Origin of the sequence: Limnospira sp., from assembly GCF_051859755.1 — a bacterium.
GTDB lineage: Bacteria > Cyanobacteriota > Cyanobacteriia > Cyanobacteriales > Microcoleaceae > Limnospira > Limnospira fusiformis.
Map to the genome: position 1 here is coordinate 26,908 of NZ_JBIMLI010000007.1, position 17,443 is coordinate 44,350.

The 17,443-nt window shown below is 45.4% G+C and carries 16 protein-coding genes; 9 read left to right on the forward strand and 7 right to left on the reverse strand.

Annotated elements, in window-relative coordinates:
• Positions 1-221: 221 nt before the first annotated feature.
• Positions 222-1,175 carry a hypothetical protein gene (locus ACTIE0_RS02375; RefSeq protein ID WP_006668992.1) on the forward strand — a complete coding sequence of 318 codons (954 nt, stop codon included), beginning with the start codon at positions 222-224 and terminating at the stop codon, positions 1,173-1,175.
• An 86-nt stretch (positions 1,176-1,261) separates the two neighbouring features.
• On the opposite strand, the gene ACTIE0_RS02380 is transcribed toward ACTIE0_RS02375, so the two are convergent.
• Positions 1,262-1,933 (reverse strand): DUF1349 domain-containing protein, encoded by a 672-nt coding sequence (locus tag ACTIE0_RS02380; protein WP_006622687.1) that lies wholly within the window; start codon positions 1,931-1,933, stop codon positions 1,262-1,264.
• A 472-nt stretch (positions 1,934-2,405) separates the two neighbouring features.
• Here ACTIE0_RS02380 and ACTIE0_RS02385 point away from each other — a divergent pair, with 472 nt between their 5' ends.
• The 5 genes from ACTIE0_RS02385 (at position 2,406) to ACTIE0_RS02405 (ending at position 6,204) form a co-directional block, all read left to right on the forward strand.
• Positions 2,406-2,573 (forward strand): hypothetical protein, encoded by a 168-nt coding sequence (locus ACTIE0_RS02385; RefSeq protein WP_006622688.1) that lies wholly within the window; start codon positions 2,406-2,408, stop codon positions 2,571-2,573.
• A gap of 105 nt (positions 2,574-2,678) precedes the next feature.
• A complete protein-coding gene (locus ACTIE0_RS02390) occupies positions 2,679-3,389 on the forward strand; it encodes a histidine phosphatase family protein (RefSeq protein WP_006622689.1) in 711 nt (236 codons plus the stop codon).
• Between the two features lie 122 nt (positions 3,390-3,511).
• Entirely contained in the window at positions 3,512-4,792 is a 1,281-nt protein-coding gene (ahcY, locus tag ACTIE0_RS02395; protein WP_006668991.1) for an adenosylhomocysteinase, read from the forward strand.
• 121 nt (positions 4,793-4,913) lie between these two features.
• Complete coding sequence (locus ACTIE0_RS02400) at positions 4,914-5,537, forward strand: exopolysaccharide biosynthesis protein (RefSeq protein ID WP_006622691.1); 624 nt, start codon at positions 4,914-4,916, stop codon at positions 5,535-5,537.
• Between the two features lie 208 nt (positions 5,538-5,745).
• Entirely contained in the window at positions 5,746-6,204 is a 459-nt protein-coding gene (locus tag ACTIE0_RS02405; RefSeq protein ID WP_228116430.1) for a hypothetical protein, read from the forward strand.
• Between the two features lie 140 nt (positions 6,205-6,344).
• Here ACTIE0_RS02405 and ACTIE0_RS02410 read toward each other — a convergent pair whose 3' ends face one another.
• Together ACTIE0_RS02410 and ACTIE0_RS02415 are read right to left on the reverse strand one after the other, a co-directional pair.
• Positions 6,345-7,349: an iron ABC transporter substrate-binding protein gene (locus ACTIE0_RS02410; RefSeq protein ID WP_006668990.1), complete on the reverse strand. Its 1,005-nt coding sequence runs from the start codon at positions 7,347-7,349 to the stop codon at positions 6,345-6,347.
• A gap of 283 nt (positions 7,350-7,632) precedes the next feature.
• Positions 7,633-9,111, reverse strand: coding sequence for a bifunctional orotidine-5'-phosphate decarboxylase/orotate phosphoribosyltransferase (locus ACTIE0_RS02415; RefSeq protein ID WP_006668989.1), 1,479 nt, complete (start codon positions 9,109-9,111; stop codon positions 7,633-7,635).
• 58 nt (positions 9,112-9,169) lie between these two features.
• Between ACTIE0_RS02415 and ACTIE0_RS02420 the strand changes: the two genes are divergently transcribed.
• Complete coding sequence (locus ACTIE0_RS02420) at positions 9,170-9,805, forward strand: DUF3611 family protein (protein ID WP_006622696.1); 636 nt, start codon at positions 9,170-9,172, stop codon at positions 9,803-9,805.
• Between the two features lie 47 nt (positions 9,806-9,852).
• Here ACTIE0_RS02420 and pflA read toward each other — a convergent pair whose 3' ends face one another.
• Together pflA and pflB are read right to left on the reverse strand one after the other, a co-directional pair.
• On the reverse strand, positions 9,853-10,602 hold the full coding sequence (pflA, locus tag ACTIE0_RS02425) for a pyruvate formate-lyase-activating protein (protein ID WP_006668988.1): 750 nt from the start codon (positions 10,600-10,602) through the stop codon (positions 9,853-9,855).
• Between the two features lie 122 nt (positions 10,603-10,724).
• The gene (gene pflB / locus ACTIE0_RS02430; RefSeq protein WP_006622698.1) at positions 10,725-13,016 is read right to left on the reverse strand and encodes a formate C-acetyltransferase; all 2,292 of its coding nucleotides are present in this window, start codon (positions 13,014-13,016) and stop codon (positions 10,725-10,727) included.
• 734 nt (positions 13,017-13,750) lie between these two features.
• On the opposite strand from pflB, the gene ACTIE0_RS02435 reads away from it, so the two are divergent.
• A complete protein-coding gene (locus tag ACTIE0_RS02435) occupies positions 13,751-14,098 on the forward strand; it encodes a histidine triad nucleotide-binding protein (RefSeq protein WP_006668987.1) in 348 nt (115 codons plus the stop codon).
• Between the two features lie 9 nt (positions 14,099-14,107).
• On the opposite strand, the gene ACTIE0_RS02440 is transcribed toward ACTIE0_RS02435, so the two are convergent.
• Together ACTIE0_RS02440 and ACTIE0_RS02445 are read right to left on the reverse strand one after the other, a co-directional pair.
• On the reverse strand, positions 14,108-15,733 hold the full coding sequence (locus tag ACTIE0_RS02440) for a methyl-accepting chemotaxis protein (RefSeq protein ID WP_006622700.1): 1,626 nt from the start codon (positions 15,731-15,733) through the stop codon (positions 14,108-14,110).
• Positions 15,734-15,939: 206 nt separating this feature from the next.
• Complete coding sequence (locus ACTIE0_RS02445; protein WP_006668986.1) at positions 15,940-16,605, reverse strand: uridine kinase family protein; 666 nt, start codon at positions 16,603-16,605, stop codon at positions 15,940-15,942.
• 117 nt (positions 16,606-16,722) lie between these two features.
• Between ACTIE0_RS02445 and ACTIE0_RS02450 the strand changes: the two genes are divergently transcribed.
• A complete protein-coding gene (locus ACTIE0_RS02450) occupies positions 16,723-17,352 on the forward strand; it encodes a hypothetical protein (protein ID WP_006622702.1) in 630 nt (209 codons plus the stop codon).
• The last annotated feature ends 91 nt before the right edge of the window (positions 17,353-17,443 follow it).

The following is a 17,443-nucleotide window of genomic DNA, read 5'->3' on the forward strand; positions in this document are numbered from 1 at the left end:
CCCTCTTGCTCCCTCTCCCATTTTGGGAGATGGACTTTGAATCCAAAGCCCCCTCTTGCTCCCTCTCCCATTTTGGGAGATGGACTTTGAATCCAAAGCCCCCTCTTGCTCCCTCTCCCATTTTGGGAGAGGGCTGGGGTGAGGGCGGATGAGGGCCGACTGGCTAAACGGTAAGAGGTAGCCCCGAGAGGGTTTGTTGTCATCTTTGGGATAAGGTTGAGATGAGTGATTCACAGCGTTTACCCCCGGAAACTTTTGCCCTGGGAAGAATTGCCAGTTTGCTGGTGATGTTGGGGGCGGTGCTATACTTCACGGGGTGGACTTATCGCTGGATGTATTTCGCGTTTTTCCAACTGGAAGTTACCACGCTGCCTTTGCCCCTAGAGTCGTTTTATATTGCTGCCTTTCAAGTGTTTTTTGGCAGCTTCCGAGCCATTTTCCATACCATTATAACGGCGGCGTTGGTTGTGGTGGGGGTTTATTGCAGTCTGTGGTTACTGGAAGGGCAACCCTCACTCCGGTTCCAAGCTGGACTCGAGAACATCCATGGGGGGATATTGGCTTCCCTCAATAATCGTTTAGCCAGTCAACCGCCTCAAACATTCTGGAAACGCTGGCTATTTCGGTTGTATCGGGGACTGTTGCAACTGCTAAAATCGTTTCTGGAGTTCCACCTGTTGGAGTATCAATCCCTGCGATTTGTGCGATCGCTTTTGGATGAAACATTGATTATCTGTTGGGTGCTGGCCGGCTGTTTCTGGCTGGCACAATGGCAGGGAGAAGCCGATGCGTGGCGGGATGCGGTGAATGAAACCTCGTCTCTCCCGGTGGTGACGGTGGTTGTGCGAGAGGATAGTTTTCCCTTGGGGGTGAACCCCGATGATATCCGCAATCCTCAAGGTATCCGCATTATTGGTGACGCAAGCAGCTACCAGCAACTGCTGAGTGCGGCGATTAATAACCCCAGCCAGAATCGGGTCTGGCGGTTGCTGATTGATGTGGATGGGGATTATTATATATTCCCAGCCCTACCGGAACGGGATGAAACCCGCCGCCCTGGGTTGGTGGTGATTCCTCGCAGTCATCAAGGCGATCGCCTAATTCAGTTGCGCCCCACACTCGACACCGATATTCCCAGTCAAGCTAAAGATAATCAGCCGACTAATAGTAAATAGACGCATCAGTTTTATACACCCCTAGCTGTGCAATCTGGTGAGTTTTTGGGTTATGCGATCGCATAACCCAACCTACAAACTCAGTTCTAATCAACCACTGGTGCTGTACTCAGTTCTACCGTGAAAGACTCAAAAGTTACCTCAAATCCTTCCCGTTCTGGGGATGCACACACCGGGCCAACCCAAGCCGTAGGTTCTTCGGGAAAATCCGTCAGACGTAATAGGACAAATTTATCACCATCGAGGGAGTAGAGAACTGCAATGGCTTCATTTCTGCGCCGTACTTCAAACCAAACCCGATCGGGTTGACCTGCCAAGGGAGCAACGGCCCAATCCGATCGCTCCCGTGTCACAACTGCACTGGCGTATTGGACACCATCTACATATTCAATGCCACACTTGAGCCAATGGGTTTTACTGACTCTAACCATCAATCCAGCTTGATCATAGAGTTCCTGGTATTGCCCCGAAAAACAGACCCGGGCTCGAAAGTTGCCCAATACTTCACGGTAGTAACAGTGACCAGAATCCCGAATAAAACCGTAGTGAGTTGTCCGCCAGAAATCGGTTTTCAACCCGGTTTTAACCCAAAGCCGATCGCCGCGATTCTGCCATGCCGCAGGGGGGTTATACCACTGCATGGATGACCAAGGGGTGATTGGTGAAGGTTCCATAGTCATGGCTCGTCCTATCAAATTGACTACTCCCCGCGCTAAAGCGACGGGGATTCCCCGGAGGGATTTCAGAACTTCCGACAAGTCGGACTCCTAGGCGAAGTCAAATACGCCTCTATAGGTTGCCCGAAGGCTTCCTTTTACTTATTTTCATTCAATCACCTTTTGTCTCTCGCCAATGAAACGTCTTTGCTGCCGACATTTCTGCATGATGCAAGTCTGCCCTCACGGGATGTTAAGCCCCTTTCATTTGGGTCATAGAGAAGGCGATACCATTCTATCATAGTCATTGCGGCTAAAGCCGCCGAGTCGTTTTTCCGCCCCGCTTTAAAAAGACGGAGCTACCAAACTCCCGAATTTTTGCCGTGTATTACTGGGAACATAGCAGAACTCAAAAACAACAGAAATGGCTGTCGCCGGAATCTATGGAAGATGTTAACAACGGTAACACCCAGAGAACTAGATCAGTCAGATCCGCATTATTGGTGACGCAAGCAGCTACCAGCAACTGCTGAGTGCGGCGATTAATAACCCCAGCCAGAATCGGGTCTGGCGGTTGCTGATTGATGTGGATGGGGATTATTATATATTCCCAGCCCTACCGGAACGGGATGAAACCCGCCGCCCTGCGTTGGTGGTGATTCCTCGCAGTCATCAAGGCGATCGCTTGATTCAGTTGCGCCCCACACTCGACACGGATATTCCCAGTGGGGATAACAATTGATAATCGCTCATCGATACCTAGGTAATAGGAAAGCCCGAAGCGTCGGTGATGGGATGACTATCGGGTTATGATTGAACCCGAAAAGCGTGACAACCTGCCATTAAGATGAATCAAACCCTGTGGATAGCCCGACACGGCGATCGCCAAGACCATGCCGATTCTAATTGGTATCGTAGCAGTAGCAATCCTTTTGACCCGCCCTTATCAGCCAAAGGGGAAAAGCAAGCGATCGCCCTAGCCCAACGTCTAGGGGGAGAAAAGATTAACTACATTTTCGCATCCCCATTTCTGCGAACCGTTGCTACCGCCCACGCCGTAGCCGAAGTTCTGGATTTACCAGTGCAACTAGAACCGGGACTGGGAGAGTTTTTAAGTGGTTACAGCTTCCCCTATTTGCCGAAAATGCGATCGTCATCAGAACTAAAAGCCGATTTTCCCCGCATCAATCTTAACTATGAATCGCCCCAAGGTTGGCAGTATCCCGAAACCTGGTCTATGGCTCAACAACGCATGACCAGCACTATCCAACGCTTAACCACACAATACCCCGAAAATCTCCTTTTGGTAGGTCATGCAGCCTCAGTGAAAGGACTCACCCAAGCATTAATTACGCGAAAGCCGAAACTCAAAACCTCTCTTTGCTGTCTAGTCAAGTTGGTAGCTGATGATGATGGTTGGAACCTGGAACTAGCCGGAGATACTAGCCATCTGGAACTAGCCGGGGTGGCTTCCCAGTCTCATCTACTCAGAGCCGCTCTGAGATATTACCGCTATTATCGATATGCTTACCGATATCAGCCCGAATTACCTCGATGATATATAATATCTTGCGGTTAATGGTGCTAGAATCGTAAAGGCCAGTCGTCCATAAGTTGGGTGCCTCGATAATTTGCCAAACACTTGGCAGCCAAAACGCGATTTATAAAGGAAATAACTGCATGAGTTCAACAACCGTCCAAGCCAAATATGAAATTAAAGACCCAACACTTGCCCCAAAAGGCAAACAACGGATTGAATGGGCGGGGCGTGAAATGCCAGTTTTGCGCCAAATTCAAGAACGTTTTGCCCAAGAAAAGCCCTTTGATGGTATTCGTTTAATTGCTTGCTGTCACGTCACCACAGAAACAGCACATTTGGCGATCGCTCTCAAAGCTGGGGGCGCGGATGCTATACTTATTGCTAGTAACCCCCTGTCAACCCAAGACGATGTAGCCGCTAGTTTGGTGGTTGATTATGGCATCCCCGTTTTCGCCATGAAAGGGGAAGATACAGCCACCTATCTGCGCCACGTCGAGATTGCCCTTGATCACCGCCCCAATATTATTATTGATGATGGTAGTGATGTTACCGCTACCCTCGTTAAAAACCGTCAGCATCAAATACCTGAAATTATTGGCACTACCGAAGAAACCACTACCGGAATTGTCCGTCTGCGGGCTATGTTTAATGATGGGAAACTGACTTTCCCAGCTATGAACGTTAACGACGCAGATACTAAGCACTTTTTTGATAACCGCTACGGAACTGGTCAATCTACCCTTGATGGTATTATCCGCGCTACTAATGTTCTGCTCGCCGGTAAAAATGTCGTCGTTGTCGGTTATGGTTGGTGTGGTAAAGGCTCCGCCTTGCGCGCTCGTGGATTGGGTGCTAATGTCATTGTTACCGAAGTTGATCCAGTCCGGGCTATTGAAGCCGTCATGGATGGTTTCCGCGTGATGCCTATGGAACAAGCTGCCTCTCTGGGAGATTTGTTTATTACTGTCACTGGTAATAAGCACGTTATTCGTGGGGAACATTTCGATGTGATGAAAGACGGCGCTATGGTTTGCAACTCTGGTCACTTCGATATTGAAATTGACCTGAAAGATCTCGCAGAACGTTCTACCGAAATCAAGGAAGTTCGTAATTTTACCCAACAATATAAGCTCAAAAACGGTAAATCTGTTGTGGTTTTGGGTGAAGGACGTTTGATCAATTTGGCTGCTGCTGAAGGTCATCCTAGTGCCGTTATGGATATGAGTTTTGCTAACCAAGCCATGGCTTGTGAATATCTGGTCAAAAATAAAGGCAAACTCGAACCCGGTCTGCACTCTATCCCCCAAGACGTGGATCAGGAAATTGCTCGTCTGAAATTGAAAGCCATGGGTATTGCTATTGATACCTTGACATCAGAACAGATTGAGTATATGAATTCCTGGACTGTTGGCACTGACTAATCTCTCCAGTTTTTCTTGGGGTTGGATTTAGGCAATATCTGTCAAGGCAACCGGAGACGGTTGCCTAAATATATTCTGGTTGATTGATTCCGGTTAGTTTTTTTATCTTTAGCTGTGGCTTGTGGCAAAACTTTCTGTTGAACTTCAGCGCTATTTTTGGGAAGAGTCCCGTTCCTCTCAGGTAACGCTGGGTGATATTATTACTCTGGCAGGAGAGCGGATTTTTGGGTTTTTGTTTGTGGTGCTGGCGCTGCCTTCCGCCCTTCCCATTCCGGCTCCTGGCTATTCGGTTCCCTTTGGGATTTTATTATTTTTGTTAGCTATTCAATTGGTGGCGGGTTCACAAACGCCTTGGTTTCCGGATTCATGGCTGAACCGTGAATTGCCTTTGGAAAAGGTACAGGGAATTTTAAAAGTGGGGATTCCTTGGTTACAGAAAATTGAGGTGGTTTGCCGTCCCCGCTTGAGTTTTATTTGTACTCATCCGGTGGGAAAGGTTGTGATTGGTTGTGCGATCGCAATTATGGCAGTCTCCATGATGCTGCCTATTCCCTTAACTAATACACTACCAGCGATCGGGATTTTTATTACCGGATTTGGGCTGTTGGATGATGATGGGGCGATTACCTTGGGGGGATTAGTAGTTTGTCTCATGGGAGCAGTCCTTTCCGGTTTAATTTTACTGTTTGGCTATGAAGCAGTGAAAGCCGGGATTAATTACCTACGGTTGTCCATCAGTCGCTAAGATCACCCCAACTGGCTCCGAAAAGTGATCACCATCACTACAACTTAGTTGATTGGGTCATCAGTTAATTTGCGTAGTCTCACCTAGAAACCCTATGAACATCACGAGAATCGATCCGAGAAATCACTGAGATTTTCGGAAACCTTTGGGATGATGAAGATACTAAAAGGTTGGCCGCTTACTTGTCCTGGAGAGAAATATGATTGTGATGACTACATCTACCAAAACTTATATCAACCCAGATGGCTCACTCGCAGAACTGCCTCTGTCCACCAAATTCGGGAATATAGAACTTAGACAGATTTACCATCTAGCCCAAACTCAGAATTGGGAACCTGAAACTCTGGAAAGTCGCATCGATCGCGCTTTGTCCATGGTGGATGCTAATTGGGCGAATCCCAAAGAACAGCTTTTGTTAGAATTAGTTCGTCAGGGTAGAGCCGACCAAATCGATGGTATCGAATATTGGACTACCCAAATTGACGAAACACGGGCGGCGGGAATTTGTCTTGACCCGGTTACATTGACACTAGAAGTTATGGTGATTGACTTACAGTGGTTTACCCCTATCCATCGGGAACAGGTGAGAACCCTATCAAGATTATGTCAGCTTACCAGTTTGAGTTGTTATGATTCAGAATCCGGCTCTACAAATTGGTTGCTATAGTTGACCTGAAGTGCAATAATGATCATTATACTTACCAACATATTTACGAAAATATCACGAAACTAGCGTTTAATCGCCCTCTCATCATCAACAGCTAGGGTGCGTCAATCGCCAATATGTTCGCACCCTAAAGTCTAGTTCTATAACACGCCCGCCCGTTGTAGCAGTACCATGGTCCCCTGTAAGTCAGCTAGATTGGCTAAGTCAATTCTTGGGGGATTGATTTGCTCAATAGATAACTGTCGCTCTGGGGCTGGTATTCCTTCGACTAGGGGATATTCTTTTGTTTCTCGAGCGAAGAAGTTTTGGGCGTTATTGGTGAGTAAAAACTGGATAAATCGCTGTGCATCTTGGGCGTTTCTGGCTGTGTCGAGAATAGCTACTCCGGCTATGTTAATTAATGATCCTGCGTCGCCACGGGTGTAGTGGTGAGCGACGGGGAAGTTAGGATCATCTGCTAAGAAGCGATATAGGTAGTAGTTATTGACTAACCCAATATCTACTTCTCCTCGACCTACGGCTTCAACAATGGTCGTATTGTTCCGGTAAACTACAACCCCATTATTTCTCATGGCTTGGAGCCATTGCATGGTTTTAGCATCACCTTCTACTAGGCGCATGGCGGTAACGAAGGACTGAAAAGAACCGTTGGTGGGAGCCCAGCCAACTCTCCCCCGCCATTTGGGTTGGGTGAGTTCGGAGATGGAGTTGGGTAGTTCGTTGCGGTTGACCTGCCTGGTGTTGTAGGCTAGTACCCGCGCTCTACCTGTAATCCCTACCCAGTGGTTGTTAGGGGAACGGAAACGAGAATCTACTCTGCTGATGATTTGTGCGGGAATGGCGCGAGTTCGACCGGCTTTTTGTAAGGCTCCCAAGGCTCCAGCATCTTGGGCAAAAAATATGTCAGCAGGGCTATTGCGTCCTTCTTCAATAATAGCGATCGCTAATTCGGCAGTGTCACCATAGCGGACTCTAATATTAAGACCTAGCTCCTGTTCGGCTCGTTTGATTAATGGACCAATCAGAGCCTCTTGTCGCCCAGAGTAAATAGTTAAAGTCTGATTCTGAGACTGGCTAACTTGGGCTATACCCAGAACTAAGGCTAGGGTGAGCATCCCCGCTAAAAAATGTCTACGTTTGAACATTTGTTACCCTCATATAGTTTTTGTTAGGGACAGTTATTAAGAATTAGTTGCATCTAATTCCAGATATACTATATCACTAGGTGGGGAGTTAAACAAGAATTTTTGTTAATAAACAAACGGCAATACGGCCATAAACCGGAGGTCAGAGGCTGGTTAATAGGTATTAATAGATTCTTGGTTGGTAGAAAAAAAGTGCTATTATATCATAACCGATCGCATTAAGTTTATTGATAAGTCATGTCAATATAGCCCAATGGAGGGAATAAATGACTATAATAGTCAACTAGATGTGCTGTTGGAACAGTTTAAATTGTTGAGATGAAATGTGGTTAGCCTGGTATAAGGTTTGGGAAATTTCATCGAGACTTAATACCGCATGACCACGATAGCCATTTTCTGTCAACCTTTCCATGACCTGGCGACCATGATCGATAAATACCACAATATCCTCAACCCTTAGTCCTGCGGCTTGTAATGTGGCGGCTCCTTTCATGACACTATTGCCAGTAATGAGGATATCATCGACAACGACAACGAGTTCCCCTGACTGAAAATGCCCTTCGATCGCCCTTTTAGCGCCATAGGTTTTGACTTCCTTTCGTGGAAACACCATAGGTCGTCCTAAACGGAGAGATAAACCAGTGGCTGTAGGTAGAGACCCATAGGGAATACCCGCAATGCGATCGAAATTAAGATTTTGGAGAATTTCTGCGTATGCTCCCACAATCTGATGAAAAATCTGGGGCATGGAAATAATCCGGCGCAAGTCAATATAATAGGGGAGAACCTCTCCTGATGATTGCACATGGTCGCCAAACATAATGCAACCAATATCATAAAGTTGCAGAATCAGGTCGCGGTGGGGTTCATTTTCCAAGAAACAGACATCAGGAAGCCACAGGTCACAGCTAGGACTACCTTGCATAACCCGCAGGCGTTCGTCATTGATAGCATCTCGCAAAGACCGCACCGCCTCTGTGACAGTTCCCCGTTGCAATAAACGTGGTGGTAGAGGTAGCAATAGACCCGCACCGTCAGCACCCAAACCCGCGGCCAGAATTTGGATCAGATCATCTTGTTCGGTTAGATCGTTTTCCTCAGCACTATTTCCCTGAACCAAAATCAAACGCTCTGGAGCTTGGCGACGAATTCGTGCTAACATATCCGCCATGACCCCGACCTCTAACCCGACCTGTTCTGGAGTTCCCCAGGTTTGGGTAGCTCGCACCAATTCCAAGTAAAGAGGATGTCCCGGGTTAGGATATTCTTGGAGTAGGTTAGCGGACGGGTTAGCAGTCGCACACAGGACAAATACTGCTTTATTAGGATAGACCAGAAAGGGTGTGACCAAATCCTGTCCGGTGTAGGGGGATACGGTGCAAGCATCAACCCCCCATTCTGTAAAAATCATGCGCGCAAACAGGCTGGCGCTATTGAGATCAGCGTGTTTAGCATCGAGAATGACGGGTATTGTAGAGGGGATATGGTCTAAAATCTGCTGTAAAAGATGCCACCCGGACAAGCCAAGTCCTAAATAGGTATTTAAAGTTAGTTTATAGGCACAAACTAAGTTGGCGGTTTGCTCTACGATCGCCTTTAACCATCGATACCACTCCTCCACGAGTTTACCATCATCGACCAACCCTAGGCCCTGCTCATTCTCAAAGTTAGGCGGATATACTTCCGGGTCGGGGTCAAGGTTCACATAGAGCAAACTTTGGTTGCGCTCAATGCTGCTAATTAGTTTATCGAAAAAATTCATGTTGCCTCCATTTAATCGAACCGCTAGAATACTGTGATTCACTAGGAATTTATGGGCAATGTCTGAGCAAGTTAATTTCCAATCATCTCCGTCCCATATTAATCAAATTGCCTTGGCTTTTCAAAAGGGAGGGTTGATCGGCTTATGTTTGCAGGTTTTTTTTGGGGTTGTACCCATTTTTCTGTTGTTGTTTGCGTTATTTCTCAGTCCCGCCAGAAATAGACTCGGACAATCATTTGTGGGTTTAGTTCTGGCTTATGGCTGTTTGTTGGCTCTAGGGTTTACCATTTACTGGTGTTTTCACTATACCCGAATTGGTGATCAACTGACTGACCCAGACCGTCGTCCGAGTAAGGCTAGTGTAACTCGCTCTCTTTGGATTGGGTTAGGAACTAATATAGCGGGTATGATTTGTGCTATGGTCGTGGCAATGTGGAAGGTGGGGGCTCTATTATTTAGAATGCTGTCTGTGCCACCGGGAGCCGCCACGATTTATAATCCGAGTGAGGGAGCGACTATTTTAAGTCGCAGCGGTCCGATTATTGTACCTATGGATATGATTACACTACAGGCTGCTCTTAATGCTATGGCGGCGGAGTTTGTGGGGATTATTGTATCTTTATTTCTGCTCTATCAAATTACTCAAAGTTTCTCTAATCGGGAAAAAAGGGTGACTGATTTGGGGGGTGAATGAGGAGCGATCGCTTTAAAATTAAGTCAGATTAACGCTGGTAGTAAGTGTTAAGCTACCACCGCCAAACCATACTTTTCAAAGATGTTTATAGCTGTGCTGACTTGTTCTGGGGTGGGTTCGGGAGTATCTTTAAGTTTATATTCGTAGCCGATTTCCTCCCATTTATATTCACCCATTTTATGAAAGGGCAAAATCTCGACTTTTTCTACATTGGTGAAGCCGGACACAAACTTAGCTAATGCTTCCATATTATTGATGTCATTAGTTAAATTTGGTACTAACACAAACCGCACCCATGTCGGTTTATTAATCTCATGTAAATACTTGGCAAAATTCAGGGTTGGTTCTACGGAAACACAGGTGACTTTCCGATAGGTTTCGCTGTGATAAGATTTGATATCTAAAAGCACTAAATCGGTATAATCTAGCACTGGTTTAGCTACATTCAGGGGGATATAACCAGAGGTATCTAAGGCTGTATGAATCCCCAATTCCCGACAGCGGCGGAAGATTTCAGCGACGAATTCTGGCTGCATTAAAGGTTCGCCGCCAGTGACGGTAATACCGCCATTAGAAAACCGCATATAGGAGCGATATTTGACTACTTGTTGGATGATTTCTTCGACGCTGACTTGTTGACCGCCTGCTACTTCTTGACAGTCGGGGTTATGACAATAAAGACAGCGCAGAGGACAACCTTGGGTAAACACCACAAATCTAATTCCTGGACCGTCTACGGTGCCGCAACTTTCATAGGAATGAATTTGACCGAATATTTGACTTTGAGAATCAGACATAATTGCGATGAGAGACAACAGAAACCCGGATTGATTAAAACCGGGTTATTACAGACTAACTAATGATGGACAGCAACCGAGTTAATCACATTTTACTGCTGATTAACCCGGTGTATAAATCCCTAGATGCGACTATGGAAAGTACGATTAATCACATCTAATTGTTGTTCGCGGGTCAGCTTGATAAAGTTGACGGCGTAACCGGATACACGAATGGTCAGTTGTGGATATTTTTCGGGATGTTCCATGGCTTCGACCAAGGTTTCCCGGTTCAGGACGTTGACGTTAATATGATGACCGTCGTCGGCGAAGTAACCATCTAACATTCCCACGAGGTTGCTGATGCGATCGCTTTCCTGTTTTCCTAATGCTTGTGGCACAATGGAAAAGGTGTAAGAAATCCCGTCTTGAGAATGCTCATAGGGGAGTTTCGCGACGGAAGCCAAAGCGGCGATCGCTCCTTGTGTATCCCGTGCGTGCATAGGATTAGCACCCGGTGCAAAAGGTTCGCCAGCTTTCCGACCGTCTGGAGTATTACCAGTTTTCTTACCATAAACCACATTAGAAGTAATGGTGAGAATTGACTGGGTAGGAACTGAGTTGCGGTAGGTTTTGTGCTGACGGATTTTGTTCATGAATTGCTTAACCAAATTGGCAGCAATATCATCAACGCGATCATCATTATTACCGAATTTGGGATAATCCCCTTCGATTTCATAATCCACTACCAAACCTTGGTCATTGCGGATAACTTTGACCCGAGAATATTTAATAGCAGAGAAAGCATCAGCCACCACAGACAGACCCGCCATACCACAAGCCATCGTCCGATATACATCACGATCATGCAGTGCCAATTCAATCCGCTCGTAGGCGTATTTATCGTGCATGAAGTGAATAATGTTCAGGGTGTTGACATACAAACGAGACAACCATTCTAAACAGCGATCGAATTTTTCTGCCACATCATCATATTCCAGATAATCGCCCTGAACTGGAAGCCATGAGGGGCCGATTTGCTCGCCTGTGGTCTCGTCTTTACCGCCATTAATCGCATACAGCAGCGCCTTGGCTAAATTCGCCCGTGCGCCGAAAAACTGCATTTGCTTACCGATTTTCATGGCGCTAACACAGCAAGCAATGCCATAATCATCCCCATATTCTGCCCGCATCAAATCGTCATTTTCATACTGGGTAGAACAGGTTTCAATGGAGACTTTCGCACAGTAGCGCTTAAAGTTCTCTGGGAGACGTTCCGACCATAAAATAGTCAGGTTGGGTTCAGGAGCAGCACCCAATGTGTAGAGTGTGTGTAAGAACCGGAAACTGTTTTTTGTGACTAAGGGGCGACCATCTTCACCCATACCGCCAATACATTCTGTCACCCAGGTAGGATCACCAGAAAATAGTTGGTTGTATTCAGGAGCCCGCAGGAACCGCACCATCCGTAATTTCATCACGAAATGGTCGATAATTTCCTGAGCGCCACTTTCCGTGAGAGTGCCATTTTGCAAATCTCGCTCGAAGTAGATATCTAAGAAATTAGATACCCGTCCCAAAGACATAGCCGCGCCATTTTGTTCTTTGACTGCTGCTAAATAGCCAAAATAAGTCCACTGTACCGCTTCTTGGGCGGTGGCGGCGGGTCGTCCAATGTTTAACCCGTATGATGCTGCCATTTCTTTGAGTTCTTGGAGCGATCGGATTTCTTCGCAGATTTCTTCGCGCCGCGAGATGGTTTCTGAGTCCATTGCGTCTAATTCCAGAGACGCTTGTTGCTCCTTCTTGTCTAAAATTAGGCGATCGACTCCATACAGCGCCACCCGCCGATAGTCACCAATAATGCGACCGCGACCATAAGCATCTGGTAATCCCGTCACCAGTCCAGAATGGCGCGCTAGGAGAATTTCTGGCGTGTAAGCATCAAAAACGCCATCATTGTGGGTTTTGCGATACTGAGTAAAGATTTTTTCTGTTTCTGGGTCCAGTTCATAGCCGTAGGCTTCTAGGGATTTTTTCACTACCCGAATACCACCATAAGGCATAATCGCTCGTTTCAGAGGTTTGTCAGTTTGCAAACCCACGATTTGCTCTAAACTGCGATCTATATAGCCCGCACCATAAGCAGTAATCCCAGAAGGAATTTTAGTTTCTGCGTCTAAAATGCCCTGTTTGCGTTCCTCTGCCATCAGTTCCTTTACCTGATCCCAGAGGTTATTGGTGCGTTCTGTAGCATTAGCTAAAAACCCGCTATCTCCTTCATAAAGACTGTAGTTTTTTTGGATAAAATCACGAACATTTACTTCTTTTGTCCATTTACCCTGTTTAAATCCTTTCCATTCGGGAGTTATACTACCACTACTGTTGTCTGTAGGTGATGTCAGTTTAGTGGGTCTTTCTACAGTTGAAACCATATCTTTAAGTTTCCTCTTGTTCAGTTCTTTAGGCTTGAGGCAGTCTCACAAATTAGCAACCAGCATATTCCCCGATAAACACCGCCAAATCTGTGGGTAATTTACCTTGACCAACACAGTTCACAGATGGGGCGCTATCCACAACTCCAAACTACATACATAATTGGCAGACTATACATGACCGGAAAATGAGAAATCTTGACACAAAATAATTACAGCCATCTGGGTTGCACGTACTATCTATACAGTTGTTAATCGGGAAATCTAGTGGACAGTCGCAGGTGTTATTTTTCTTTCTAGCAGTAATTTTCAATCACCACCTACGACGGATTTTCGGATTTAACTTTCAACGAATACAGAGCTATTTGCTGACTAACCTCTTTTTTTTCTTATACTATTAATAACTCAAAATACAGTATTTGTAAATAGTAAAAAGTAGGATTTAGTATCCAGTTTTTGTCCTTATATATGCTTGGATGCCTACATTAGGTAGGATTAAGTAGGACAAAGTAGGATTAAGTAGGACAAAGTAGAATTTAATAGTCTGGTTTTCTGGCCAAAGCTGGCTCGGATCAGGAGTTGAGCAGCCCCTTTCCTGGCTGAGGAATTCAATAGCAATTTAGGTGTATTAATTATAGTGCCCAAAATTAAACTTTTTTTAAGAGTTCAGAGCTAATTTGCCCTTGTCAATTCGGGGGTATCATTGTATAATACGACAGTTTGGGGACCAAATTATGAGCAATTCAGAAACAATTTTTACGAAAATCATCCGGCGGGAAATTCGAGCGGATATCGTCTATGAAGATGACCTAGTGTTAGCCTTCCGAGACGTTGCACCCCAAGCACCCGTTCACATTTTGGTAATTCCCAAAAAACCAATTCCTAAATTAGAGGAAGCCAGCCCCGATGACCATGGGCTGATGGGACATTTACTGCTGAAGGTGAAACAAGTAGCCCAGGAAGCTGGGTTAACTAATGGTTATCGTGTAGTCATTAATAATGGTTCTGATGGTGGACAAACTGTAGATCATCTTCACATTCATATTTTGGGAGGTCGGGCCATGCAGTGGCCCCCTGGTTGAGGTTGATTTCTAGGTTTCCGACTTGAGATTTTGGGCAACTTGATTAAGTCGTTGAATACCGATTTTAGTTTCTCGCAAGCCGTTAGCAGTCTCAGCGGCACTTTGATTAAGACTATTCATAGCCTGGAAGACTTGGTGAATTGCTTGGGCTTGTTGTTGGGAACTCAGAGAGATTTGTTGGGAATTTAAAACCACTTCATTAACAGCCTCTAGGGTGGCTTCCTGGTTGCTAATAATCACATGATTAATGGCATCACTGACATCTGTAGAGGCTTTTAAAACGGGGTTAATGGCTTCGGTAACTTTTTCAAAGGCATTAACAGTCCCCTGGGAAAGTTCGATAGTTTGTTCTGTAGTCTTGCTACCTTCATTAGTGACTAATACGGTACTATCGATCGCCCTTTGAATATTATTAACTAAAACGGTAATTTTTTCGGCTGACTGTTTACTCTGGTCTGCCAATTTGCGGATTTCCGTGGCTACCACTGCAAAACCTTTACCATGAGCGCCAGCACGGGCAGCCTCTACAGCCGCATTCAATGCTAACATATTAGTCTGGTTAGCCAAATCAGCAGCCATATTAGTAATCATGCCAATTTGTTCAGTTTGCTGGCTGAGTCGAACAATTTGATCAGCAATAGCCTCTACTTTTTCCTTGAGATTTAACATTTTCTCTAGGGTTTGCTGTACCGCCTCCGTTTCGGACTGAGCAAGTTTTAACACTTGCTGGGCGCTTTCAGAAGAAAACTGACCGAGAGTGAGGACTTGCTGGGCGCTTTCGATGGAAGATTGAGCGAGACCCAAGACTTTACGGGCGCTTTCAGCGGAGGATTCTGCCTGTTCTGCCATTGACCGGGCTGCTTCCCCTAACTCATCCATTGTAGCAGTAGTTTGATTAATTGCTCCGGCCTGTTGGCTGGCGTTGCGTTCTTGTTGTTCTGTGGTACTAGCAATCTGATTAGAAGAACTGGCAATTATACTAATACTATCATTAATAGTCCGGCTAATGCGGGAGGAAATTACCAGAGCCAAAATAATAGCTAAAGTCGCAGCTATGAACATTCCCAATGCAGCGATCATAGTGAGAGTATTCATGGCATTTTCCAACTCTCTATATTTAGCATTGAGAAGCTGTTGCTTTTGCTGGTCAAGATTTTCTCCTGTAGCTGCTAACTCACTGACACTGAGGGCTTGGGCTTGTGCCTGGGCTTGGGGTAATTGATTGTTCTCAATCAGATCAAATACGTTTCTGGAAATGCGATCAATCTCATTACCAGCTCGTCTAATTCTGGTTAATTCATCCCTCAAACTGGGATCATCAATCTGCCTCATCAAATTTTCATAATTAGTGGTGAACTGCTCAAAGCCTTCTTGATAGAGAGTTTCGTAGTCTTCTGACTGGGGAAATAAAAGGCTCATTCGCACATTTCGCAACATTTTAGAAATGCCAACAATTATTTGATCAACTCCTTCCATTTGCAGTTGAGTGGTCTCGACTGCGGCGGTGAGTTCGACGACGTTGGTAGCTTTGTAGTAGATTACTGATACTACTCCAAAAGAGAGTAAAATGGGTATAGCATATCCTATCAATATGCGCCATTGTAGTTTGATGGTTTGTCGTTTAGATTCAATCATTAATCAGTGGTGTATAAAACATTAACAGGGAAATAAAAGGCTTTCAGGTTGGTTCATCACAAGCCCATAGTTCAAAAGGTTGCTGTTGGGCTCTGGACTTGGGTAATATATATCATAAACTTGCCTATATAGGGATGTTGGAGATATATAGGCTCTGGAAATATCAGCAAGTTAAAATATTTGAGATTCAGGCTAAATAGATGAACTCAAGGGCTAGGGTCTGGCTTGAGTCCCGGCGATGCTAGTCGAAAATCGTTATTAATACTTGCTGTGGCTGCTTGTCTAGGTTGATCTCGTTCCCAGTGAATTTTTTGGGCGGGAAAGTAGATGGCCTGATATGCTTGAACTGTTTCTTGTTGAGATAAACCCTCTTGCGATCGCACAATAGCTCGTTCTAATGCGGTTTCCCAAGTACATTCAACCCAAAAAGAAAGGTCATAGTATGACTGGAACTCTTGTTTTAACAAAAAGATTCCTTCCAAGACGATTATATCAATATTGTCGAATTTATATCTATGCTTTTGATATTCTGTGGCGGTTTCTTGAGTATAATCAACGTCAATAGACACTGATCGCAGTTGGCGCAGGGGAAAGATTAATTGGCTAAATAACTGGTCGAAGCGAATCGCATATTGATAGAAGTGGGCGGCGGGGTTAGTCTGGCTAAATCTTTGGTGGGGTAGATGAAGCCACCCATCAACATTGATGCTGGCTACCCGCAGATTTCCCTGGCTAAGTATTTTGACAATTTGGGCGGCGATATAGCCTTTTCCAGAAGCATCAATTCCCGAAATGGCGACTAGGATTGCTTGCTGAGGTGACAGCAATTTACGCTGAATGGCGATCGCATCAATAATATCATTAAGATTCATGAGTTAATTTACTGCGATGTTGGTATATAATGGGTTAGCTACTAATTTTTATGGGGCTGTTAATTCGGGATTCTGTCTATCTGGTAAGGGGCGACAATCTTTACAGAGGTGAGTTCAATGGCTGAAATGACGGTAACAGATGCTTTGGCAGAATTAACGCTACTGGGTAAGCGCATAGAATCAGCTAGAACGGCTTTAGAAGGTAATACATTAATCACTGTGGTAGAAGTGGGAAAAACTCCTGTGGGCTACAGAAACCGGGATGAGTATAACACTAAAGCACGGGCGGCGGTGCAAAAAGTGGATGCTTTAATTGCCCGTCGGCGTACAATTAAAAGGGCAGTGGTTTTGTCTAATGCGGTGACCATGGTATCGGTAGCGGGGGAAGAAATGACTGTGGCTGAAGCGATCGAGATGAAAAACTTTATCGCCTATTATGAGTCAGTTCTGAATACGATGCAATCGGCTTATACTTCGGCGCGCAAAGATTTTGACATAGCGCAGGCGCGGGTAAAGGAAAGACTGGATAAATTGGCGATGGAAGTATTAGGCAAAAATGCGGCTTCGGAAAAGTATCAATCCCTGGCTGATAGTTTTTTGGGGCGGGAGGGAGTAGAAATACTTGACCCTACCAATTTGACTTGGGAATGCGATCGCCGCCAAGAGTTTGTGGAGGAGTTTAAATCCACTGTAGACCGGGTGCTTTCTATTAGCAACGCCCGCACTTTGATTAACATTCCTGATTAGCCTATTTATTATCGAGCATCAATAATTAGGTGCTGGTCTCTCGAAAAACTCTAAATTTATGGCTCAGAGATGGATCTTCTTGGCGAAGCAT